Genomic DNA, 18,990 nt, shown 5'->3' on the forward strand with positions numbered 1-18,990 from the left:
TTTGGGGGGCAGGTGTGGTGTTGTTATTCAGTTGTGTTCCCTTGTCAGCAAACCGGTGGTGCGGGTTTGTTGGTTGGGAACCACATAGTGGACGCAAGCAGTCTTGTTTTCTTTTTACCGCCCCCTGGGTGCAAACGCTTTTGAAGTTCGTTTGCGGGGGTGGTGTGTGGTGTAAGTTATCGGCCTATTAGTACCGGTCAGCTTCACGAGTCGTTAGTCCTCGCTTCCACATCCGGCCTATCAACCCAGTGGTCTGGCTGGGGGCCTCTCACACACAAGGTGTATGGAAATCTCATCTCGAAGCGAGCTTCCCGCTTAGATGCTTTCAGCGGTTATCCCATCCGAACGTAGCTAATCAGCGGTGCACTTGGCAGTACAACTGACACACCAGAGGTTCGTCCGTCCCGGTCCTCTCGTACTAAGGACAGCCCTTCTCAAATTTCCTGCGCGCGCAGCGGATAGGGACCGAACTGTCTCACGACGTTCTAAACCCAGCTCGCGTACCGCTTTAATGGGCGAACAGCCCAACCCTTGGGACCTACTCCAGCCCCAGGATGCGACGAGCCGACATCGAGGTGCCAAACCATGCCGTCGATATGGACTCTTGGGCAAGATCAGCCTGTTATCCCCGAGGTACCTTTTATCCGTTGAGCGACGGCCATTCCACAATGTACCGCCGGATCACTAGTCCCGACTTTCGTCCCTGCTCGAGATGTCTCTCTCACAGTCAAGCTCCCTTGTGCACTTACACTCGACACCTGATTGCCAACCAGGCTGAGGGAACCTTTGGGCGCCTCCGTTACTTTTTAGGAGGCAACCGCCCCAGTTAAACTACCCATCAGGCACTGTCCCTGACCCGGATTACGGGCCGAAGTTAGATGTCCAAAGTGACCAGAGTGGTATTTCAACGATGACTCCACCCGAACTGGCGTCCGGGCTTCAACGTCTCCCACCTATCCTACACAAGCCACTCCGAACACCAATACCAAACTATAGTAAAGGTCTCGGGGTCTTTCCGTCCTGCTGCGCGTAACGAGCATCTTTACTCGTACTGCAATTTCGCCGAGTTTATGGTTGAGACAGCGGGGAAGTCGTTACTCCATTCGTGCAGGTCGGAACTTACCCGACAAGGAATTTCGCTACCTTAGGATGGTTATAGTTACCACCGCCGTTTACTGGGGCTTGAATTCTCAGCTTCGCCTTGCGGCTAACCGGTCCTCTTAACCTTCCAGCACCGGGCAGGAGTCAGTCCGTATACATCGTCTTGCGACTTCGCACGGACCTGTGTTTTTAGTAAACAGTCGCTTCCCCCTGGTCTCTGCGGCCCCTGCACGCTCCGGACAGCAAGTGTCCATCACGATGGGGGCCCCCCTTCTCCCGAAGTTACGGGGGCATTTTGCCGAGTTCCTTAACCATAATTCTCTCGATCGCCTTAGTATTCTCTACCTGATCACCTGTGTCGGTTTGGGGTACGGGCGGCTAAAACCTCGCGCCGATGCTTTTCTAGGCAGCATAGGATCACCGAATCCCCCCTTACGGGAGTCCCATCAGATCTCAGGCATCATGAACGGCGGATTTGCCTACCGTTCGCCCTACATCCTTAGACCGGGACAACCATCGCCCGGCTCGGCTACCTTCCTGCGTCACACCTGTTAATACGCTTACCTCCCAGGATCAGGTCCCGCGCTCCACCAAAAACCTCACACCACAAGGGTGATCGGTCAGGTCTCGGGCGGTTAGTATCCCCTGTTCAGCATGGACGGTTTTTCGCCGGTACGGGAATATCAACCCGTTGTCCATCGACTACGCCTGTCGGCCTCGCCTTAGGTCCCGACTTACCCAGGGCAGATTAGCTTGACCCTGGAACCCTTGATCATTCGGCGGACGGGTTTCTCACCCGTCTTTCGCTACTCATGCCTGCATTCTCACTCGTGTAGGCTCCACCGCTGGTTTACACCGCGACTTCACTGCCCACACGACGCTCCCCTACCCATCCAGACGCCTGAACCACAAGGGCTTAGCAAAAATCTGAATGCCACAACTTCGGCGGTGTACTTGAGCCCCGCTACATTGTCGGCGCGGAATCACTTGACCAGTGAGCTATTACGCACTCTTTTAAGGATGGCTGCTTCTAAGCCAACCTCCTGGTTGTCTTCGCAACTCCACATCCTTTCCCACTTAGCACACGCTTAGGGGCCTTAGTTGGTGGTCTGGGCTGTTTCCCTCTCGACTATGAAGCTTATCCCCCACAGTCTCACTGCTGCGCTCTCACTTACCGGCATTCGGAGTTTGGCTGACGTCAGTAACCTTGTAGGGCCCATCGGCCATCCAGTAGCTCTACCTCCGGCAAGAAACACGCAACGCTGCACCTAAATGCATTTCGGGGAGAACCAGCTATCACGAAGTTTGATTGGCCTTTCACCCCTACCCACAGCTCATCCCCTCCATTTTCAACTGAAGTGGGTTCGGTCCTCCACGACGTCTTACCGTCGCTTCAACCTGGCCATGGGTAGATCACTTCGCTTCGGGTCTAGATCACGCCACTGCAACGCCCTGTTCAGACTCGCTTTCGCTACGGCTTCCCCACACGGGTTAACCTCGCGACGTAACACTAACTCGCAGGCTCATTCTTCAAAAGGCACGCCGTCACAACTACACAGCAAGCTGCGGCTGCTCCGACGGATTGTAAGCACACGGTTTCAGGTACTGTTTCACTCCCCTCCCGGGGTACTTTTCACCTTTCCCTCACGGTACTGGTCCGCTATCGGTCATTAGGGAGTATTTAGGCTTATCAGGTGGTCCTGACAGATTCGCACGGGATTTCTCGGGCCCCGTGCTACTTGGGATACTCTCCAGGCGGTACACAACATTTCGGTTACGGGGCTCACACCCTCTCTGGCCGGCCTTTCAAGACCGTTCACCTATGCCCGTACTCTCACCTCACTGTCCCGGCAGAGACAGAACGGAAAGTCCCACAACCCCGACCATGCAACGCCCGCCGGCTATCACACATGGAACGGTTTAGCCTGATCCGCGTTCGCTCGCCACTACTAACGGAATCACTGTTGTTTTCTCTTCCTGCGGGTACTGAGATGTTTCACTTCCCCGCGTTCCCTCCACGCACCCTATGTGTTCAGATGCGGGTCACCAGATCACTCGCGCGTCTGGCGGGGTTTCCCCATTCGGACACCCTGGGATCACAGTCCGGTTATCGACTCCCCCAGGCTTATCGCAGATTCCTACGTCCTTCTTCGGCTCCTAATGCCAAGGCATCCACCGTGTGCTCTTAAAAACTTGACCACAAAAGATCAAAAAAACATTTCGAGAGAACCTATGGGAACCACACCACAAACACAGCCACACCAAACCCCGAAGGGAACAGCACAACCACATCCGCAGCACAGATCCAGGTTCATATTCTTGGAAATTGCTTCTTATAAAAGATGCTCGCGTCCACTATGTAGTTCTCAAACAACAACCCCATGCCACACACCCCACACACACCCCCACCAAAGGGAGCAAAAAACGTGCATGATCGGTCCGACCAGGAAACCAGAAACAAACAAACCCGGACAAAGAGTCACCCCTTCCCCCGGCCCTGTTGCCTCAGGACCCAACAGTGTGCCAAACACTACCCAACAACCCGCACCGGAAACCTTCCTGAACCCCGCACCCCACCCCAATAAAGGAGAAGAGCAACCAGGATCCGTACTAATAACCGGCCCGTGCCACCAGGCACCTATTCGTTGATATTCCACCCTTGAGCACCCACCGCAGAACAATCGCCTGCGCAATGGGCCTTTACTCCTGACAACCCCTCCACACTCACATACATGAGGCAAGGTGACTGTAGGTGCTCCTTAGAAAGGAGGTGATCCAGCCGCACCTTCCGGTACGGCTACCTTGTTACGACTTAGTCCCAATCGCCAGTCCCACCTTCGACAGCTCCCTCCCACAAGGGGTTAGGCCACCGGCTTCGGGTGTTACCAACTTTCGTGACTTGACGGGCGGTGTGTACAAGGCCCGGGAACGTATTCACCGCAGCGTTGCTGATCTGCGATTACTAGCGACTCCGACTTCATGGGGTCGAGTTGCAGACCCCAATCCGAACTGAGACCGGCTTTTTGGGATTAGCTCCACCTCACAGTATCGCAACCCTTTGTACCGGCCATTGTAGCATGCGTGAAGCCCAAGACATAAGGGGCATGATGATTTGACGTCGTCCCCACCTTCCTCCGAGTTGACCCCGGCAGTCTCCTATGAGTCCCCACCATCACGTGCTGGCAACATAGAACGAGGGTTGCGCTCGTTGCGGGACTTAACCCAACATCTCACGACACGAGCTGACGACAACCATGCACCACCTGTGAACCGGCCCCAAAGGGGAAGGACTGTTTCCAGCCCGGTCCGGTCCATGTCAAGCCTTGGTAAGGTTCTTCGCGTTGCATCGAATTAATCCGCATGCTCCGCCGCTTGTGCGGGCCCCCGTCAATTCCTTTGAGTTTTAGCCTTGCGGCCGTACTCCCCAGGCGGGGCACTTAATGCGTTAGCTACGGCGCGGAAAACGTGGAATGTCCCCCACACCTAGTGCCCAACGTTTACGGCATGGACTACCAGGGTATCTAATCCTGTTCGCTCCCCATGCTTTCGCTCCTCAGCGTCAGTTAATGCCCAGAGACCTGCCTTCGCCATCGGTGTTCCTCCTGATATCTGCGCATTTCACCGCTACACCAGGAATTCCAGTCTCCCCTACATCACTCTAGTCTGCCCGTACCCACTGCAGAACCGGAGTTGAGCCCCGGTCTTTCACAGCAGACGCGACAAACCGCCTACGAGCTCTTTACGCCCAATAATTCCGGATAACGCTTGCGCCCTACGTATTACCGCGGCTGCTGGCACGTAGTTAGCCGGCGCTTCTTCTGCAGGTACCGTCACTTTCGCTTCTTCCCTACTGAAAGAGGTTTACAACCCGAAGGCCGTCATCCCTCACGCGGCGTCGCTGCATCAGGCTTTCGCCCATTGTGCAATATTCCCCACTGCTGCCTCCCGTAGGAGTCTGGGCCGTGTCTCAGTCCCAGTGTGGCCGGTCACCCTCTCAGGCCGGCTACCCGTCGTCGCCTTGGTGAGCCATTACCTCACCAACAAGCTGATAGGCCGCGAGTCCATCCAAAACCACAAAAAGCTTTCCACCCCCCACCATGCGATGAGGAGTCATATCCGGTATTAGACCCAGTTTCCCAGGCTTATCCCAGAGTTAAGGGCAGGTTACTCACGTGTTACTCACCCGTTCGCCACTAATCCAGGAGCAAGCTCCCTTCATCGTTCGACTTGCATGTGTTAAGCACGCCGCCAGCGTTCATCCTGAGCCAGGATCAAACTCTCCGTTGAAGTAAAACAAAAACGAAACACAACCAGGAACCACGGGAAAACGCGGAAACCCGGCCGCACAAAATTTGAAACCAGCCAAAAAAACCAGACCATCCACGGGGTGGACAACCTGGCCAATTCAACCAATCAATAAAACAATTGGTATCAACAAACTTGGCACACTATTGAGTTCTCAAACAACAGACACACCCGGCACCACCACAACCAAAACCCAGCCGTGGATCGCTCCGGAGCAACTTTTCAAACTTACCCGCTAGCTTCACCCTAGTCAAATCGGGGATCCTGACTCATTCTTGCCTGAGGCATCTGGGTCATCTTCACCGACCAACTCCGGGGAGCAGCGCGGGTATTAACGTTACCACCACTTTGCCCCGGAGACAAAACCTCTCAGCCAGGAGGGCCATCCGACCAAAAGGAGCCCGGAATCCTCTCGATTCCGGGCTCCCACTGGTTGTCTCGGCAGCTGTACCAGCTCCCGCAGGCCGTTCTTTACATCACGATGGCCGGCGGCAAACCTGGCAGGGTGTCGGTAGCCGGCTTGAAGTAAGCAGCCCCGAGCGGAGGCAGCGTCACTTTCAAGCTGGCCGGCTGCCCGTCGACGCCGGGCCCGGTTGCTTTCAGGGTGCCCTTGTTCTCCACCCCGGAACCGCCATAGGCAACCGCGTCCGTATTGAGAACTTCCTCCCAGACGCCTGCTGACGGAACCCCGAGCACAAAGTCCTGATGCGGGCCGCCGGAGAAGTTCACAGCCACCACCACGGGACTTCCCTTGGTATCCCAGCGGATGAAGGTGAGGACGTTCCGATCAGCGTCACCGCCGTTGATCCATTGGAAGCCGCCGGGTTCGTTGTCCCGTTCGTACAGAGCCGGCGTCGAGCTGTACAACTCGTTGAGGTCCTTAGTCAGGAGCTGAACTCCACGGTGGGCAGGGATGTCAGCAAGCCACCAGTCAAGGCCGTGCTGTTCGGACCATTCGGCTTCCTGGCCGAATTCGGTGCCCATAAAAATGAGCTGCTTTCCGGGATGCGCCCACTGGAAACCGAGGAAGGCACGGAGGTTGGCCAGTTGCTGCCAGCGGTCACCGGGCATCTTGCGCAGCATCGACCCCTTGCCGTGCACCACTTCATCATGGCTGATGGGCAGAAGGAAGTTCTCGGTGAAGGCATAGACAAGGGAGAACGTGACAGTGCCGTGGTGCCATTTACGGTTTACTGGGTTTTCGGAGATGTACTTGAGCGAATCGTGCATCCACCCCATGTTCCATTTGATCCCGAAGCCCAGTCCGTTGTGGCTGGTGGGCGCGGTAACGCCGGGGAAGGCCGTGGATTCCTCCGCGATCATGACAGCACCGGGGTGGGTCTTGTAGACGGTGGCGTTGGCTTCCTGGAGGAAGGAGATGGCTTCAAGGTTTTCCCGGCCGCCGAACCTGTTGGGCTGCCACTGGCCGTCTTCCCGCGAGTAATCCAGGTAGAGCATTGACGCGACCGCATCCACCCTTAGCCCATCAATATGGAACTCATCCAGCCAGTAGAGGGCATTGGATACCAGGAAGTTGCGCACTTCAGTCCGGCCGAAGTCGAAGATGAGTGTTCCCCAGTCGGGGTGCTCGCCCAGGTTGGGGTCTGCGTGCTCGTAGAGTGGCTGACCGTCGAACTGCGCCAGCGCCCATGAATCCTTGGGGAAGTGTGCGGGGACCCAGTCGAGCAGGACACCGATGCCTGCCTGGTGGAGGGCATCGACGAGGTGGCGGAATTCATCGGGGTGCCCGAAACGTGACGTGGGGGCGAAGTACGATGTGACCTGGTAGCCCCAGGATCCGCCGAACGGGTGCTCGGCAACAGGCATAAACTCGACGTGCGTGAAGCCAAGCCATTTCACGTATTCCACGAGTTCCTTGGCCAACTGGCGGTAGTCCAGTCCCACACGCCAGGAGCCCAGGTGGACTTCGTAGACGCTCATGGCGGAGTTATGCGGATCGCGCTCCGCCCTGGCAGCCATCCATTCGGCGTCCTGGAAGTTGTAGCTGGAGTCAACAACGCGTGACGCGGTCAGCGGCGGAACCTCGGTGCCGAAGGCCAGGGGATCAGCCTTCTCGACCCAATGACCGGCCTTGGTCTTAATTTCGAATTTGTAGCACGCCCCTGCTACAACGCCGGGGATGAAGAGTTCCCATACACCTGAGGAACCGAGTGAGCGCATCGAGTACTCCCGCCCGTCCCACGCGTTGAAATCGCCCTTCACGCGTACAGCCTCTGCGTTGGGTGCCCAGACGGCGAAGGAGACGCCACGGATCTCTCCCAATGAAGAGGCGTAATTCTGGACATGCGCTCCCAGTACTTCCCAGAGCTTTTCGTGGCGGCCTTCGCCGATGAGGTGCAGGTCCACTTCTCCGACAGTTGGGAGGTAGCGGTAAGGATCGTCAGTGGCCTGCGGCAACCGGTCCTCGTAGGTGACCTCGAGGCGATAGTCCGGAACATGGCCGGGATCAAGGGGGTCCAGGACAGCGACCCATATGCCGTGTGCTTCATGGGACATGGGGAAAGTTCCGGCAGCGGTGACAACGGAAACAGCCTCCGCCAGGTGCTTCACCGTCCTGATGGTGACGTGGCCGTGGTCGTCCAGGTGTGCACCCAGGACGGAGTGGGGAGCGTGGTACTCCCCCGCAGCGACTTTCGCCAGGACATCGGGATTCACGTGTAGAGGCGCCCCGGGCCGTTCGGTGCGTGCTGAGCCTGTCATGTTCTTGTTACCTTCCGCTGCCGCTCCGGCGGATGTGCCGGAGCCTGTACTGCTGAGGAGACGCTGGGATGCGTTCACTGGAATGGCCAGCCAACCTGGCCTGTTCCGCAATTCATAAACGACTTCGTAAAGTGCCTTATCAAGCCACAATGCCACGAACAAGGGGGATTCGCGGTCAATCGTTCCCGGTGTGACCTCCGCATAGCCAGCGAGGAACGCCTCGGCGCAGTCATCCACCCAGGAAACGGGCACTTCGGTTCCTGCTTTTTCCCGGACGGCTGCACCGGCGGCGTAGTCGAAGGACCGCAGCATGCCCACGACGTCCCTGAGAGGGACGTCTGGCTGGTTTCGCTCGGAAATGGGACGCAGCGGTTCACCCTCAAAATCCAAAATCGCCCATCGGGCGTGATCTTCTCCGGTTCCGGGAACCTGCAGAATCTGCCCCAAGTGGAGGTCCCCGTGGATCCGCTGCAGCGGGCCTGCCTCACAACCGTCCAGACGTTTGAGCAGGACTGCCAGTTCGTCGTCGTACGGCCCGACGGCGGTGCCGGCCTCCGCCCAGGACTGCCGCACGCGCTGGGCTACCCCAGGTGCGATGTCCTGGCCCGGGGAGGACTCAGCCGTGAGACCAAGGGTCTCGGCGAGCCTTCGGTGCACGGTGGCTGTAGCCACGCCAAGATCATGGGCTTCCCTGGAGAAATCCCTACCGCTGGTAGCGGCATCCACTGCGAGGCGCCAGGCATCAAGCCCCCCGGCAAGAAACTCGTGGGCCACGGCGAGTTCCCCGTGCACCGCCTCTCCCTGCCCAATGTGAGAGGCGGCCACCCCATCCGGTCCTGTGACCGGGGCTTCCCATTGTCCGGTGACCCAGCCAAGGGTGGCAGGCACTTCGACGGTGCGGGCAGCAGTCAAGGCTGCCCCCACCTCCACTTCGGGGTTGCGTCCTGCAGTGAGAACACGGAAGAACTTAAGGATTGCTGCCGATTCGCCGTCGTCCACGATGACAGAACTGTTGGACTGCTCACCGGAGAGGACCCGGACCTTGCCCTCGGCCGTTGGCAGGCGAAAGCCCGAAGGCACAAGGTGGCCCTCGGCAGTTCCGCCCGGGGCGGTGCTCTCGGTCCGCATGAGGTCCAGCCAGGAAGAAACGAAGTCGCGGTCGTGCACGGCATCGTAGATCCAGCGGTGTCCCAGGTCGGAGTGGACACTTTCGCCTACGAGGGCTGATTCGGCTCCCGGCAAGGGTTGGTCACGGTAGCTGAGGGGCACCTGAACCACATCCGTGCGGCTGGCGCCGTCGGCAGTTGAGTAGGTGACCGCAACCATGAACACTTCATGGCCGCTGCCTTCCCTTCCTTCCAAGGTGAGTCCGCCCACGGGGGCAAGCGAAAAGTCTGCGCCTTTAACTGGGAACCACCGCTGGGACGGAAGCCAGGCCGTGAGGAGTTCGCTGAGTGGCGGGTTGAGTGTTGTTGTCCTCATGTCAGCCCTCGATGGAAAGGATCGGCATCGCCTGGGTGTAGGGGGACGATGGGTTGGACGCCGCCGAACGTACCCGCAACCAGAAAAAGTCGTGGCTTCCCAGGGTGAGCGTAAGGTTTCCATCGTCGCCGATGGGTGGGAACGTCTGGCCGCCGAAGACGTCGCGGAGCCCGCGGCCGGCCAGATGCGGCACCCGGAGCGTGGTGGCTACGGGATGCTGCGAGAGGTTGAAGGCGCAAAGAATGGTTTCGCCGTCCTCCCCTGCCGAATTCCCCTCCGGGAGTTCACGCAGATACGCAAGTACGACGTCGTGATCCGCTTCAATGTGCCGGAAACCGCCGAGGCCGAAGGCCGGATGGTTCCGGCGGACGCTCAGGATTTGCCGGGTCCACCGCAGCAGCGAGCCCGAGTGTGCAGCCTCAGCCTCCACGTTGGCCATGGAGTAGTTATACACGAGGGACTGAATGACGGGCAGGTACAGCTTGCCCGGATCCGCATGGGAGAAGCCGGCGTTCCGGTCCGGGTTCCACTGCATCGGAGTGCGGACCGCGTCGCGGTCTTCGAGCCAGATGTTGTCCCCCATTCCGATCTCGTCCCCGTAGTACAGGAACGGGCTTCCAGGCAGGGAGAGCAGCAACGCGTTGATGAGCTCAATCTCCGACCGCGAATTGTCCAGGAGCGGGGCAAGCCTGCGGCGGATGCCGATATTCGCCCGCATCCGGGGATCCGGAGCATACCAGCCCAGCATTGCCGCGCGTTCGTCCGCTGTGACCATCTCGAGGGTGAGTTCATCATGGTTCCGCAGGAACGTTCCCCATTGGGCGCCTTCGGGAATGTCCGGCGTATCCCTCATCGTCTCGATGATGGGTGCAGCCTTCTGGTCCCGAAGTGCGTAATAGAGCCGGGGCATGATGGGGAAATGGAAGGCCATGTGGCACTCCGGCTCTTCCTCCGTACCGAAGTATTCCACCACCTCGTTGGGGGGCTGATTGGCTTCGGCGATGATGACGCGGCCCGGATAGTTCTCGTCCACCATTTTCCGGAGCCGGCGCAGGAACTCGTGGGTTGCGGGCAGGTTTTCGCAGTTGGTCCCCTCCTCTTCAAAGAGGTAGGGAATCGCATCGGCACGGAAACCGTCGATGCCCTGGTCGAGCCAGAACCTAACCACATCGAACAGTGCGTCGATGACCCGGGGGTTCTCAAAGTTCAGGTCCGGCTGGTGGCTGAAGAAGCGGTGCCAGAAAAACTGCCGGCGGATGGGATCGAAGGTCCAGTTGGACTCTTCGGTATCGACGAAGATGATGCGCGCGTCCTGATACTTCTCATCGGTGTCGCTCCAGACATAGAAATCTCCGAACGGCCCGTCCGGATCCTTCCGCGACTCCTGGAACCAGGGATGCTGATCGGAGGTGTGGTTCAGCGGAAGGTCGATGATCACGCGGACTCCGCGGGCATGTGCCTCTGCCACCAACCGCTTGAAGTCGCTGATGGTGCCGAACTCGTCCAGGACGGAGTTGTAGTCCGAGATGTCGTACCCGCCGTCGCGCAGCGGAGACTGGAAGAACGGCGGCAGCCAGAGGCAGTCCACACCAAGCCACTGCAAGTAGTCGAGCTTTTCGATCAGTCCGTGAAAGTCCCCCGAGCCGTCGCCGTTGCCGTCTGCAAAACCACGGACAAGGACCTCGTAGAACACGGCCTTCCGGTACCACATCGGATCATGGGGTAGTCCGGGCGCGTTCAGCTCGAAGCTGCTCTTGGGCGTGAAGTGATGGGTAGGGTTCTGCGGGCTGAAACTCACTAGGCTACCTCCGGATGCTGAAAATGTGGGCAGGTTCGATGTGCGCGTCAAGCCTTACGTAGTTGTACTCCCCCCACTCATAGCTCTCCCCGGAAACCAGGTCATCCACCCGGAACCCGCCGCCGGGCATCAGGTTTTCCGGATCAAGGTCCAGCGCGGCCAGATCCAGCGCCACCGTACTCTCCCGGGCGCTGTGCGGATCCACGTTGACCACAATGATCAGAGTGTCCTTGGTGCCGTCCGGGAGGGTTTTGTGCTTGGAGTACACGATGGTTGCTTCGTCAGTGCTCTGGTGCAGAGTCAGGTTCTGCAGGTCGCCGAGTGCAGGGTGGGTGTGCCTGATCTCATTGAGCCGTGTGATGTACGGCGCCAGGGTCCGTCCCGAGGCGGCAGCGGCATCCCAGTCGCGGGCCTTGTACTCGAACTTCTCGTTGTCGATGTACTCCTCGGCTCCGGGGCGGGCCACATGCTCATACAGTTCGTAGCCGGCGTACATTCCCCAGATCGGGCTTGCCGTTGCCGCGAGGGTGGCCCTGATCTTGAAAGCGGCCGGGCCTCCGTACTGCAGGTACTCCGTGAGGATGTCAGGTGTGTTGACGAAGAAGTTGGGCCGGAAATAGGCCGCAGACTCATGACTGACCTCCTGGAAATACGTCTCCAGTTCGGTCTTGGTATTCCGCCAGGTGAAGTACGTGTAGGACTGCTGGAAACCTGCGCGCCCCAATGCGTGCATCATGGCAGGCCGGGTGAAAGCCTCGGCCAGGAAAACAACTTCGGGGTGTTTTTTGTTGACCTTGCGGATCAGCCACTCCCAGAACCAAACCGGTTTGGTATGCGGGTTATCAACACGGAAAATCTTGACGCCGTGGCTTACCCACAACAGCACAATGCGAAGAATCTCGTTCGACAGCCCTGAGGGGTCGTTGTCGAAGTTCAGGGGAAATATGTCCTGGTACTTCTTTGGCGGGTTCTCGGCGTAGGCAATGCTGCCATCCACCCGCGTTGTGAACCATTCCGGATGTGACTGCACCCAGGGGTGGTCCGGGGCTGCCTGCAACGCCAGGTCCAGTGCAACTTCAAGGCCCAGTTCGCCTGCCCGTGCCACAAAAGAGTCGAAGTCCTCGAACGTGCCGAGGTCCGGGTGGATGGCGTCATGGCCGCCTTCCTTAGCTCCGATGGCCCAAGGTGAACCGGGGTCGTTGGGCCCGGCGATCAGCGTGTTGTTGGGCCCCTTACGGTGCTGCACACCAATGGGGTGGATCGGCGGCATGTAGATGATGTCGAATCCCATGGCGGCCACGGCTTCAAGGCGCTTTGCGGCGGTCTGGAAATTGCCCGAAATCCACTCGCCGGTCTCGTGGTTCCGGACCGCGCCTTCTGAGCGGGGGAAGAATTCGTACCAGGCGCCGCGGCCTGCGAGATCGCGCTCCACCAGGAGGGGGAACTGCTCTGAGGTGGTAACCATGTCCCTGATGGGCTGGCGTTCGACGACGGCGGCTACTTCTGCGCTGAAGCCGCCAGCCAAGCGTTCCTCAGGGGACAGCGACGTGTCCGACAGCACTACGACGGCGGTTCGGAGTGTGCGCCGATCGGCCGAGTTCCGGCTCGAGTCCTCGGCAGCTTCGGCGAGGAGTGCAGCACCTTCGGCGAGCATAAGCTCCACGTCAATGCCGGCCTCGACCTTGACTTCGGCGTTGTGGTGCCATGTTCCGTAACGGTCGTTCCAGGCCTCAATGACAAAAGACCAGTTGCCGGTGGACGTTGGGGTCAGGATGCCTTCCCAGAGGTCTGTGCCCTTGCCGCGGTCACCGCGGGGCGGAAAGAGCCGGACGCGCTGCCGCTCTTTGCCCTTGGGGTCCAGGAGCACTGCGCTGACGCCCAACTGATCATGGCCCTCGCGGAAGGCGGTGGCTGCCACCACAAGATCTTCGCCGGGCAGGGCCTTGGCAGGGAACTTCCCGCCCTCGACGACGGGCTTCACATTTGTGATCGGGAAACGGCCGAATTGCAGGCCGTCCGTGATCAGAGCCTTGGGCTTTTGCTTGGATGAGGCACTGGTTCGGGAATTAGTCACAGGCTCGACGTTATCGAGAAATCCGCTGAAATGCTAAGGAAGCGATCTTTTTTCGGCTAAGCGATTCGTCATTTACACAAATGAAACCTCCACATGTTCCGAGGAGTCCGAGTTGTCCGTTAGTGTGGCGCAGGTGAAGGCAATCCGCAGATTTACCGTCCGAACCGTTCTTCCGGAGTCGATCCGACCGCTGGCCCGATTGGCGGGCAATTTGCGCTGGTCGTGGCACCGTCCCACGCGTGAGCTGTTTGAAGGATTGAACCCCAGGATCTGGCGCGAAAGCTCCAACGATCCGGTGACATTCCTTGGGCTGGTGAGCCGTGAAGAACTTCAGCGGCTGGCCGCTGATCAGGATGTTGTCCGCCGGGTCCAAGAGGCGGCCGAGGACCTGGACCGTTACCTTGAACAACCCCGCTGGTACCAGGGCCTTGGCGAAGACGCTCCGGCCTGCATCGCCTACTTCTCCCCCGAATTCGGCATCACTGAAGTGCTTCCCCAGTATTCGGGCGGTCTCGGGATCCTGGCCGGCGACCACCTCAAAGCTGCCTCCGACCTCGGAGTCCCGCTGATCGGTGTGGGCCTGCTTTACCAGGCGGGCTATTTCAAGCAGTCCTTGTCCCGTGACGCCTGGCAGGAGGAAACCTACCCCGTCCTGGATCCCGATGGGTTGCCCTTGACGCTCCTTCGGGAAGCATCGCCCGATGGCAACGGCAAGCCCCTGCAGATCTCGCTTCCTCTCCCCCATGGCCGGCGCCTTCTGGCGCATATCTGGCGTGCCGACGTCGGACGCGTTCCCCTTTTGCTGTTGGATTCAAACGTTCCCGGAAACGACGACGCCGCCCGCAGCATCACGGATCGCCTTTACGGCGGAGGCGGGGACCACAGGCTTCAGCAGGAGCTCCTGCTGGGAATGGGCGGAGTCAAGGCTCTGCGCGCCTACCAGCTGCTCACCGGCATGCCGGCCCCTGAGGTGTTCCACACGAATGAAGGCCACGCCGGATTCCTGGGAATCGAACGCATCCAGGAGCTCATGTCGGCAGACCACCCGCTCAGCTGGGAGGAAGCCTTGGCAGCCGGGAGGGCGTCAACGGTTTTCACTACCCACACTCCCGTGCCCGCCGGAATCGACCGCTTCGAGGCTTCCCAGATCCAGCACTTCTTCGAAGCCGGCCTGGCCCCGAGCGTCCCCGTCTCCAAGATCCTGGACCTGGGCCGTGAAAACTTCGCGGGCGGGAACGCATCCGTCTTCAATATGGCAGTCATGGGCCTGCGGCTGGCGCAGCGGGCCAACGGCGTGGCAAAACTCCACGGCGTGGTTTCACGTGAAATGTTCTCGGCTCTCTGGCCGGGCTTTGACCATTCAGAAATTCCCATCACGTCCGTTACCAACGGCGTCCACGTTCCTACCTGGGTTGACGGGCGCGTCTCCAAGCTCGCCAGGGAGCAATTTGGCCCTGAAGCGGAGGCCGCGGGCCGCTGGGACCTGGCCTACAACGTCAGTGACGAGGATGTCTGGGCACTTCGCCGCGAGATGAGGGTGTCCCTGGTGGAGGATGTGCGCCGCAGGCTCCGGGCGTCATGGAAAAAACGCGGCGCGGCCGACGCAGAGCTCAGGTGGACCGATTCCGTGCTGGATCCGGACGTGTTGACCATTGGTTTTGCCCGGCGTGTTCCCACCTACAAGCGACTCACTCTGATGCTGCGTGAACCTGAGCGGTTGAAGGCGCTGCTGCTCCACAAGACCCATCCCATTCAGCTGGTTATCGCCGGCAAGTCCCATCCTGCCGACGATGCTGGCAAGAAGATGATCCAGGACCTGGTCCGCTTCACCGACGATCCCAAGGTGCGGCACCGGATCGCCTTCCTCCCGAACTACGACATCGCGATGGCCAGGACGCTCTTCCCTGGTTGCGACGTGTGGCTCAACAATCCGCTGCGCCCGCTGGAAGCCTGCGGAACGTCGGGAATGAAAGCTGCCATCAACGGCTCGCTGAACCTCTCGGTGCTGGATGGCTGGTGGGATGAAATGTACGACGGCGAGAACGGTTGGGCCATCCCGACGGCCAACAATGATGCTTCTCCTGAGGAGCGCGACGACATCGAGGCTGCTGCACTCTATGAGCTCCTCGAAACCCAGGTAGCGCCGCGGTTCTATGGCTCTACGGTGTCTGAAGGCGCAGGGGCGGCGGGACCCTCCCAGACCGCGCCGGAGAAAGTTCCAACGCACTGGGTATCGATGATCAAGCACACCATGGCACACCTGGGGCCGGCCGTCTCGGCAGACCGGATGTTGCAGGACTACGTCAATACCTTGTACAGGCCTGCCGCCGTTGCCGGCCGGGCTGCCACGGCCCACTCGTTTTCACAGGCCAAGGGCCTCGCCGCCTGGACGTCCAAGATCCGGGCTGCTTGGCCCCAGATCCAGGTTGAGCACGTTGACTCCGTCGGCGTATCCGAGGACCCGCAGATCGGCGACACCCTGCAAGTCAACGCGTACGTGGCACTGCATGAGCTGACCCCGGACGACGTGTACGTGGAGGTTGCTTACGGCCGGGCCGAAGAGACGGACGAACTGGCGGATATCACGGTGGTGGAACTTGTTGCCAAGGAAGATCTGGGCAAGGGGCGGCATCTCTTCAGCGGCTCCCTGCTGATCGATCGCTCGGGCTCGTTCGGCTACACAGTGCGGGTACTTCCGAAGCACGAGGCTCTGGCTTCGAAGGCCGAGCTGGGCCTGATCGTCAACGCCTGATCGATTAGCTGAGTAGTCCTGCAGGTCAGTCATCCTCTGCGTGCTCTCTCGTTCCTCGCTTAGACGCGCGCTTCCGGATAACTGACCTGCAGATGCGATCGTTAGCCGGGGCTAAAGGCAGACAGTGATTACGGCCAGGTCCTTGCCAGCGTAGCTTTCGGCATCCTGGAGGGTTTCGCAGATGATGCCGAAGAACCGGTCTGTGCGGAAAGTGGCCGGTACCTGCCAGATGACAGTGACCGGCTTGTTCCCGTTTTCTGCGACGGCGTCGGCAAAATCGTGGAGCGAGTCGTTCAGGTCATCGAGGTCCAGGGCGTCGTATTCGGGGAGGTCCAGGGCCTCGCCGAACGTCGCCAGGACAGCTCGCTTGGTGTCAGCCGCAGGGATCAGGAGGAACCGCCGCCCGGCGTCGTCTGCCTGGGCCTTCAATTCATCAATGGTCCACGTGTCAGCGGAATAGATTTTCACAAAATGCCCTTACGTACGTTCAACCAAAGTTCAGCAACCAGGAAGCCATCCGGCGTCCGGCGTGGGCTTAGGTCCGGTAAATACTGATCGTATTCGCCTGGACTACATCCCGCTCACCTGAGGACACCATGACGCCTTGGCGGCGGTCATGGAGTGAGGAAGTAGTGAGGCGCAGCTCGAAGGCCCGCTTTCCTGTGCCCTCCTCATTAAGGACCTCGGGCAGCCTGATCTTGAAGTCCTGATTGCTTCCGTTGATCACTACCAGACCGTCCACCTGTCCGTCTTCGGAGCCCAACAGGAGCTGCACAACGCGGTGCTGGGGGTCGTTCCAGCGTTCCATGGACATCGGATCGCCGTTCTCGTCGAACCAGTGCAGATACGCCTGCTTGTCCCGGGCAGGGTAATCATGAGGCTGGCTGGCCAGGAATTCTTTACGCAGGCGGATCACACGCTTGGTGGTGCGGAGCATGGCGTGTTTTTCCGGTGTGTTGGTCCAGTCCAGCCAGGTGATGGCGTTGTCCTGGCAGTACGCATTGTTGTTGCCCTGCTGGGTCCGGCCGATTTCGTCGCCCGCAGTGAGCATGGGTACCCCCAGCGAGATCATGAGCGTAGCCATGAGATTCCGGCTCGTTTGGGCACGTTCTGCAAGGATCGCTTCATCCTCGGTACGGCCTTCGAATCCGTGGTTATAGCTGCGGTTGTCGCCGTGGCCATCACGGTTCTGCTCGCCGTTTGCCTCGTTGTGCTTACGGTCGTAGGACACCAGGTCCGCAAGTGTAAAGCCGTCGTGGGCAGTGACGAGATTGACGGAAGCCATCCTGGAACGTCCCGAAGGCTCGAAGAGGCTTGCGGAACCCGAAATGGAATCGGCCAGGCGTGCAACGGAGCCGCCGTGTCCCCCGGCATTCATTGCGGCACGATCTGCAAGCCAGAACGAGCGAAGGGCGTCACGGTAGTGGTCATTCCAGTCCACCCAGCCTGGCGGGAAGCGGCCGGTCTGCCAGCCGCCGTAGCCAACGTCCCAAGGTTCGGCGATCAGCTTGGTTTCGGAGAGAACAGGATCGGCCGCTACCGCCACCAGGAACGGATGCCCTGGGTCAAAATCGTTGGCGGCATTCCTGCAGAGGGTCACGGCCAGGTCGAAGCGGAAACCATCAATATGGAACTCATCCACCCAGTACCGCAACGAATCAAGGACGAGCTGCACAACGCGGGGTTCCCCGAAGTTCAACGTGTTGCCGCAGCCGGTGGTATCGATGTACCTCCCGTTGCCGTCATTGCGGTAGTACTGCATCTCGCCCAGTCCGCGGAAACTCAGGGTCTGCCCGTCGCGCCCGCCCTCGGCAGTGTGGTTGTAGACGACGTCGAGGATTACCTCGAGCCCGGCAGCGTGGAGAAGCTTTACCATTCCCTTGAACTCGTCCTGGACGGCATGCGGACCCGCCTGTTGGGCGGCTCGGGTCGCGTAACCGGGGTGGGGGGCGAAGAAGGCGGCAGTGTTGTAGCCCCAGTAGTTGGTCAGACCCAGGTTCTGAAGGTGTGGCTCGTCCAGATGGAAATGTACGGGCAGCAACTGGATGGACGTCACGCCGAGGCCAGTGAGGTGCTCGATCATTGCCGGGTGCGCCATACCTGCGTAGGTCCCGCGCAGTTCCTCCGGAATGTCTGGATGCAGCATGCTTTGCCCACGGACGTGTGCCTCGTAGAGGATGGTGTTGCGCCACGGTACGCGAGGGCTTCTGTCGGATCCCCAGTCGAAGCCGTTGGCCATGCGGACGCTGGTAATCAGCCCTTCTCTCTGGTCCACCGCCCGGCCGTAAGGGTCAAGCAGCAGCGGCTGATCACCGGCGTCGTCAAAATCAATGGTGGGAAGCGAAAGGGGCAGGGCCCTTTCTCCTTCAACTGGCCGGAAACCGTAACGGGACCCCACGGGCATGCCCTCTACAACGCCATGATGGACGCCGTTGGTGAGGTTGGGCAGGGCCGCCAACTGCCATTTTCCGCCAGGCGGCTGGAAGGCAACCTCCAAAGCTGACACGCCGGGAGCGTAAACAGCGACGTTCACGGAGGCATGGTTGTGTTCGTCCGTCGCCGGGGAACCCGTGCGATGAACGCTAACACCGAGGGGGAACGCCCGGGAGGCGTCTACGGTTGAAGCTGTGTCCAGTAGCGGCATGACCATCGATTAAAGCTTAGCGGGACGGAACAAATGAACCGTCTTATCAACTTAATTATTGGCTGGCGGTGACTCCGGACGCGGAAATCCTCCCCCACCTAATGGTGAGGGAG

6 protein-coding genes and 2 rRNA genes are annotated in these 18,990 nt (G+C 59.7%); 1 reads left to right on the forward strand and 7 read right to left on the reverse strand.

Going from position 1 to position 18,990, the window contains the following annotated elements; translation table 11 throughout:
* Positions 1-166: 166 nt before the first annotated feature.
* The 5 genes from M1E05_RS17505 to M1E05_RS17525 all read right to left on the reverse strand — a co-directional run bounded on the left by M1E05_RS17505 (position 167) and on the right by M1E05_RS17525 (position 13,481).
* A 23S ribosomal RNA gene (locus M1E05_RS17505) occupies positions 167-3,300 on the reverse strand.
* Between the two features lie 564 nt (positions 3,301-3,864).
* Positions 3,865-5,388, reverse strand: a 16S ribosomal RNA gene (locus M1E05_RS17510).
* The 16S and 23S rRNA genes sit together here, the layout of an rRNA operon.
* A gap of 489 nt (positions 5,389-5,877) precedes the next feature.
* Entirely contained in the window at positions 5,878-9,609 is a 3,732-nt protein-coding gene (locus tag M1E05_RS17515; protein ID WP_461163722.1) for a 1,4-alpha-glucan branching enzyme, read from the reverse strand.
* 1 nt (position 9,610) lies between these two features.
* Positions 9,611-11,407, reverse strand: coding sequence for a maltose alpha-D-glucosyltransferase (gene treS / locus M1E05_RS17520; RefSeq protein WP_309107021.1), 1,797 nt, complete (start codon positions 11,405-11,407; stop codon positions 9,611-9,613).
* A gap of 4 nt (positions 11,408-11,411) precedes the next feature.
* Positions 11,412-13,481 (reverse strand): alpha-1,4-glucan--maltose-1-phosphate maltosyltransferase, encoded by a 2,070-nt coding sequence (locus M1E05_RS17525; RefSeq protein WP_461163723.1) that lies wholly within the window; start codon positions 13,479-13,481, stop codon positions 11,412-11,414.
* A gap of 133 nt (positions 13,482-13,614) precedes the next feature.
* Here M1E05_RS17525 and glgP point away from each other — a divergent pair, with 133 nt between their 5' ends.
* Positions 13,615-16,233, forward strand: coding sequence for an alpha-glucan family phosphorylase (gene glgP / locus M1E05_RS17530; protein ID WP_458114418.1), 2,619 nt, complete (start codon positions 13,615-13,617; stop codon positions 16,231-16,233).
* Between the two features lie 111 nt (positions 16,234-16,344).
* Here the strand turns inward: glgP and M1E05_RS17535 are convergent, their stop codons facing one another.
* Together M1E05_RS17535 and glgX are read right to left on the reverse strand one after the other, a co-directional pair.
* Positions 16,345-16,701, reverse strand: a complete 357-nt coding sequence (locus M1E05_RS17535; protein WP_458113290.1) for a barstar family protein — start codon at positions 16,699-16,701, stop codon at positions 16,345-16,347.
* Between the two features lie 67 nt (positions 16,702-16,768).
* Positions 16,769-18,883: a glycogen debranching protein GlgX gene (glgX, locus tag M1E05_RS17540; RefSeq protein ID WP_458113289.1), complete on the reverse strand. Its 2,115-nt coding sequence runs from the start codon at positions 18,881-18,883 to the stop codon at positions 16,769-16,771.
* Between the last annotated feature and the right edge of the window lie 107 nt (positions 18,884-18,990).

It is taken from the genome of Arthrobacter sp. R4-81, from assembly GCF_054792365.1.

Bases quoted from the DNA above. Each gene is read 5' to 3' on its own strand.
- M1E05_RS17515 (WP_461163722.1), bottom strand. From the start codon at position 9,609: ATGAGGACAACAACACTCAACCCGCCACTCAGCGAACTCCTCACGGCC.
- glgX (WP_458113289.1), bottom strand. From the start codon at position 18,883: ATGGTCATGCCGCTACTGGACACAGCTTCAACCGTAGACGCCTCCCGG.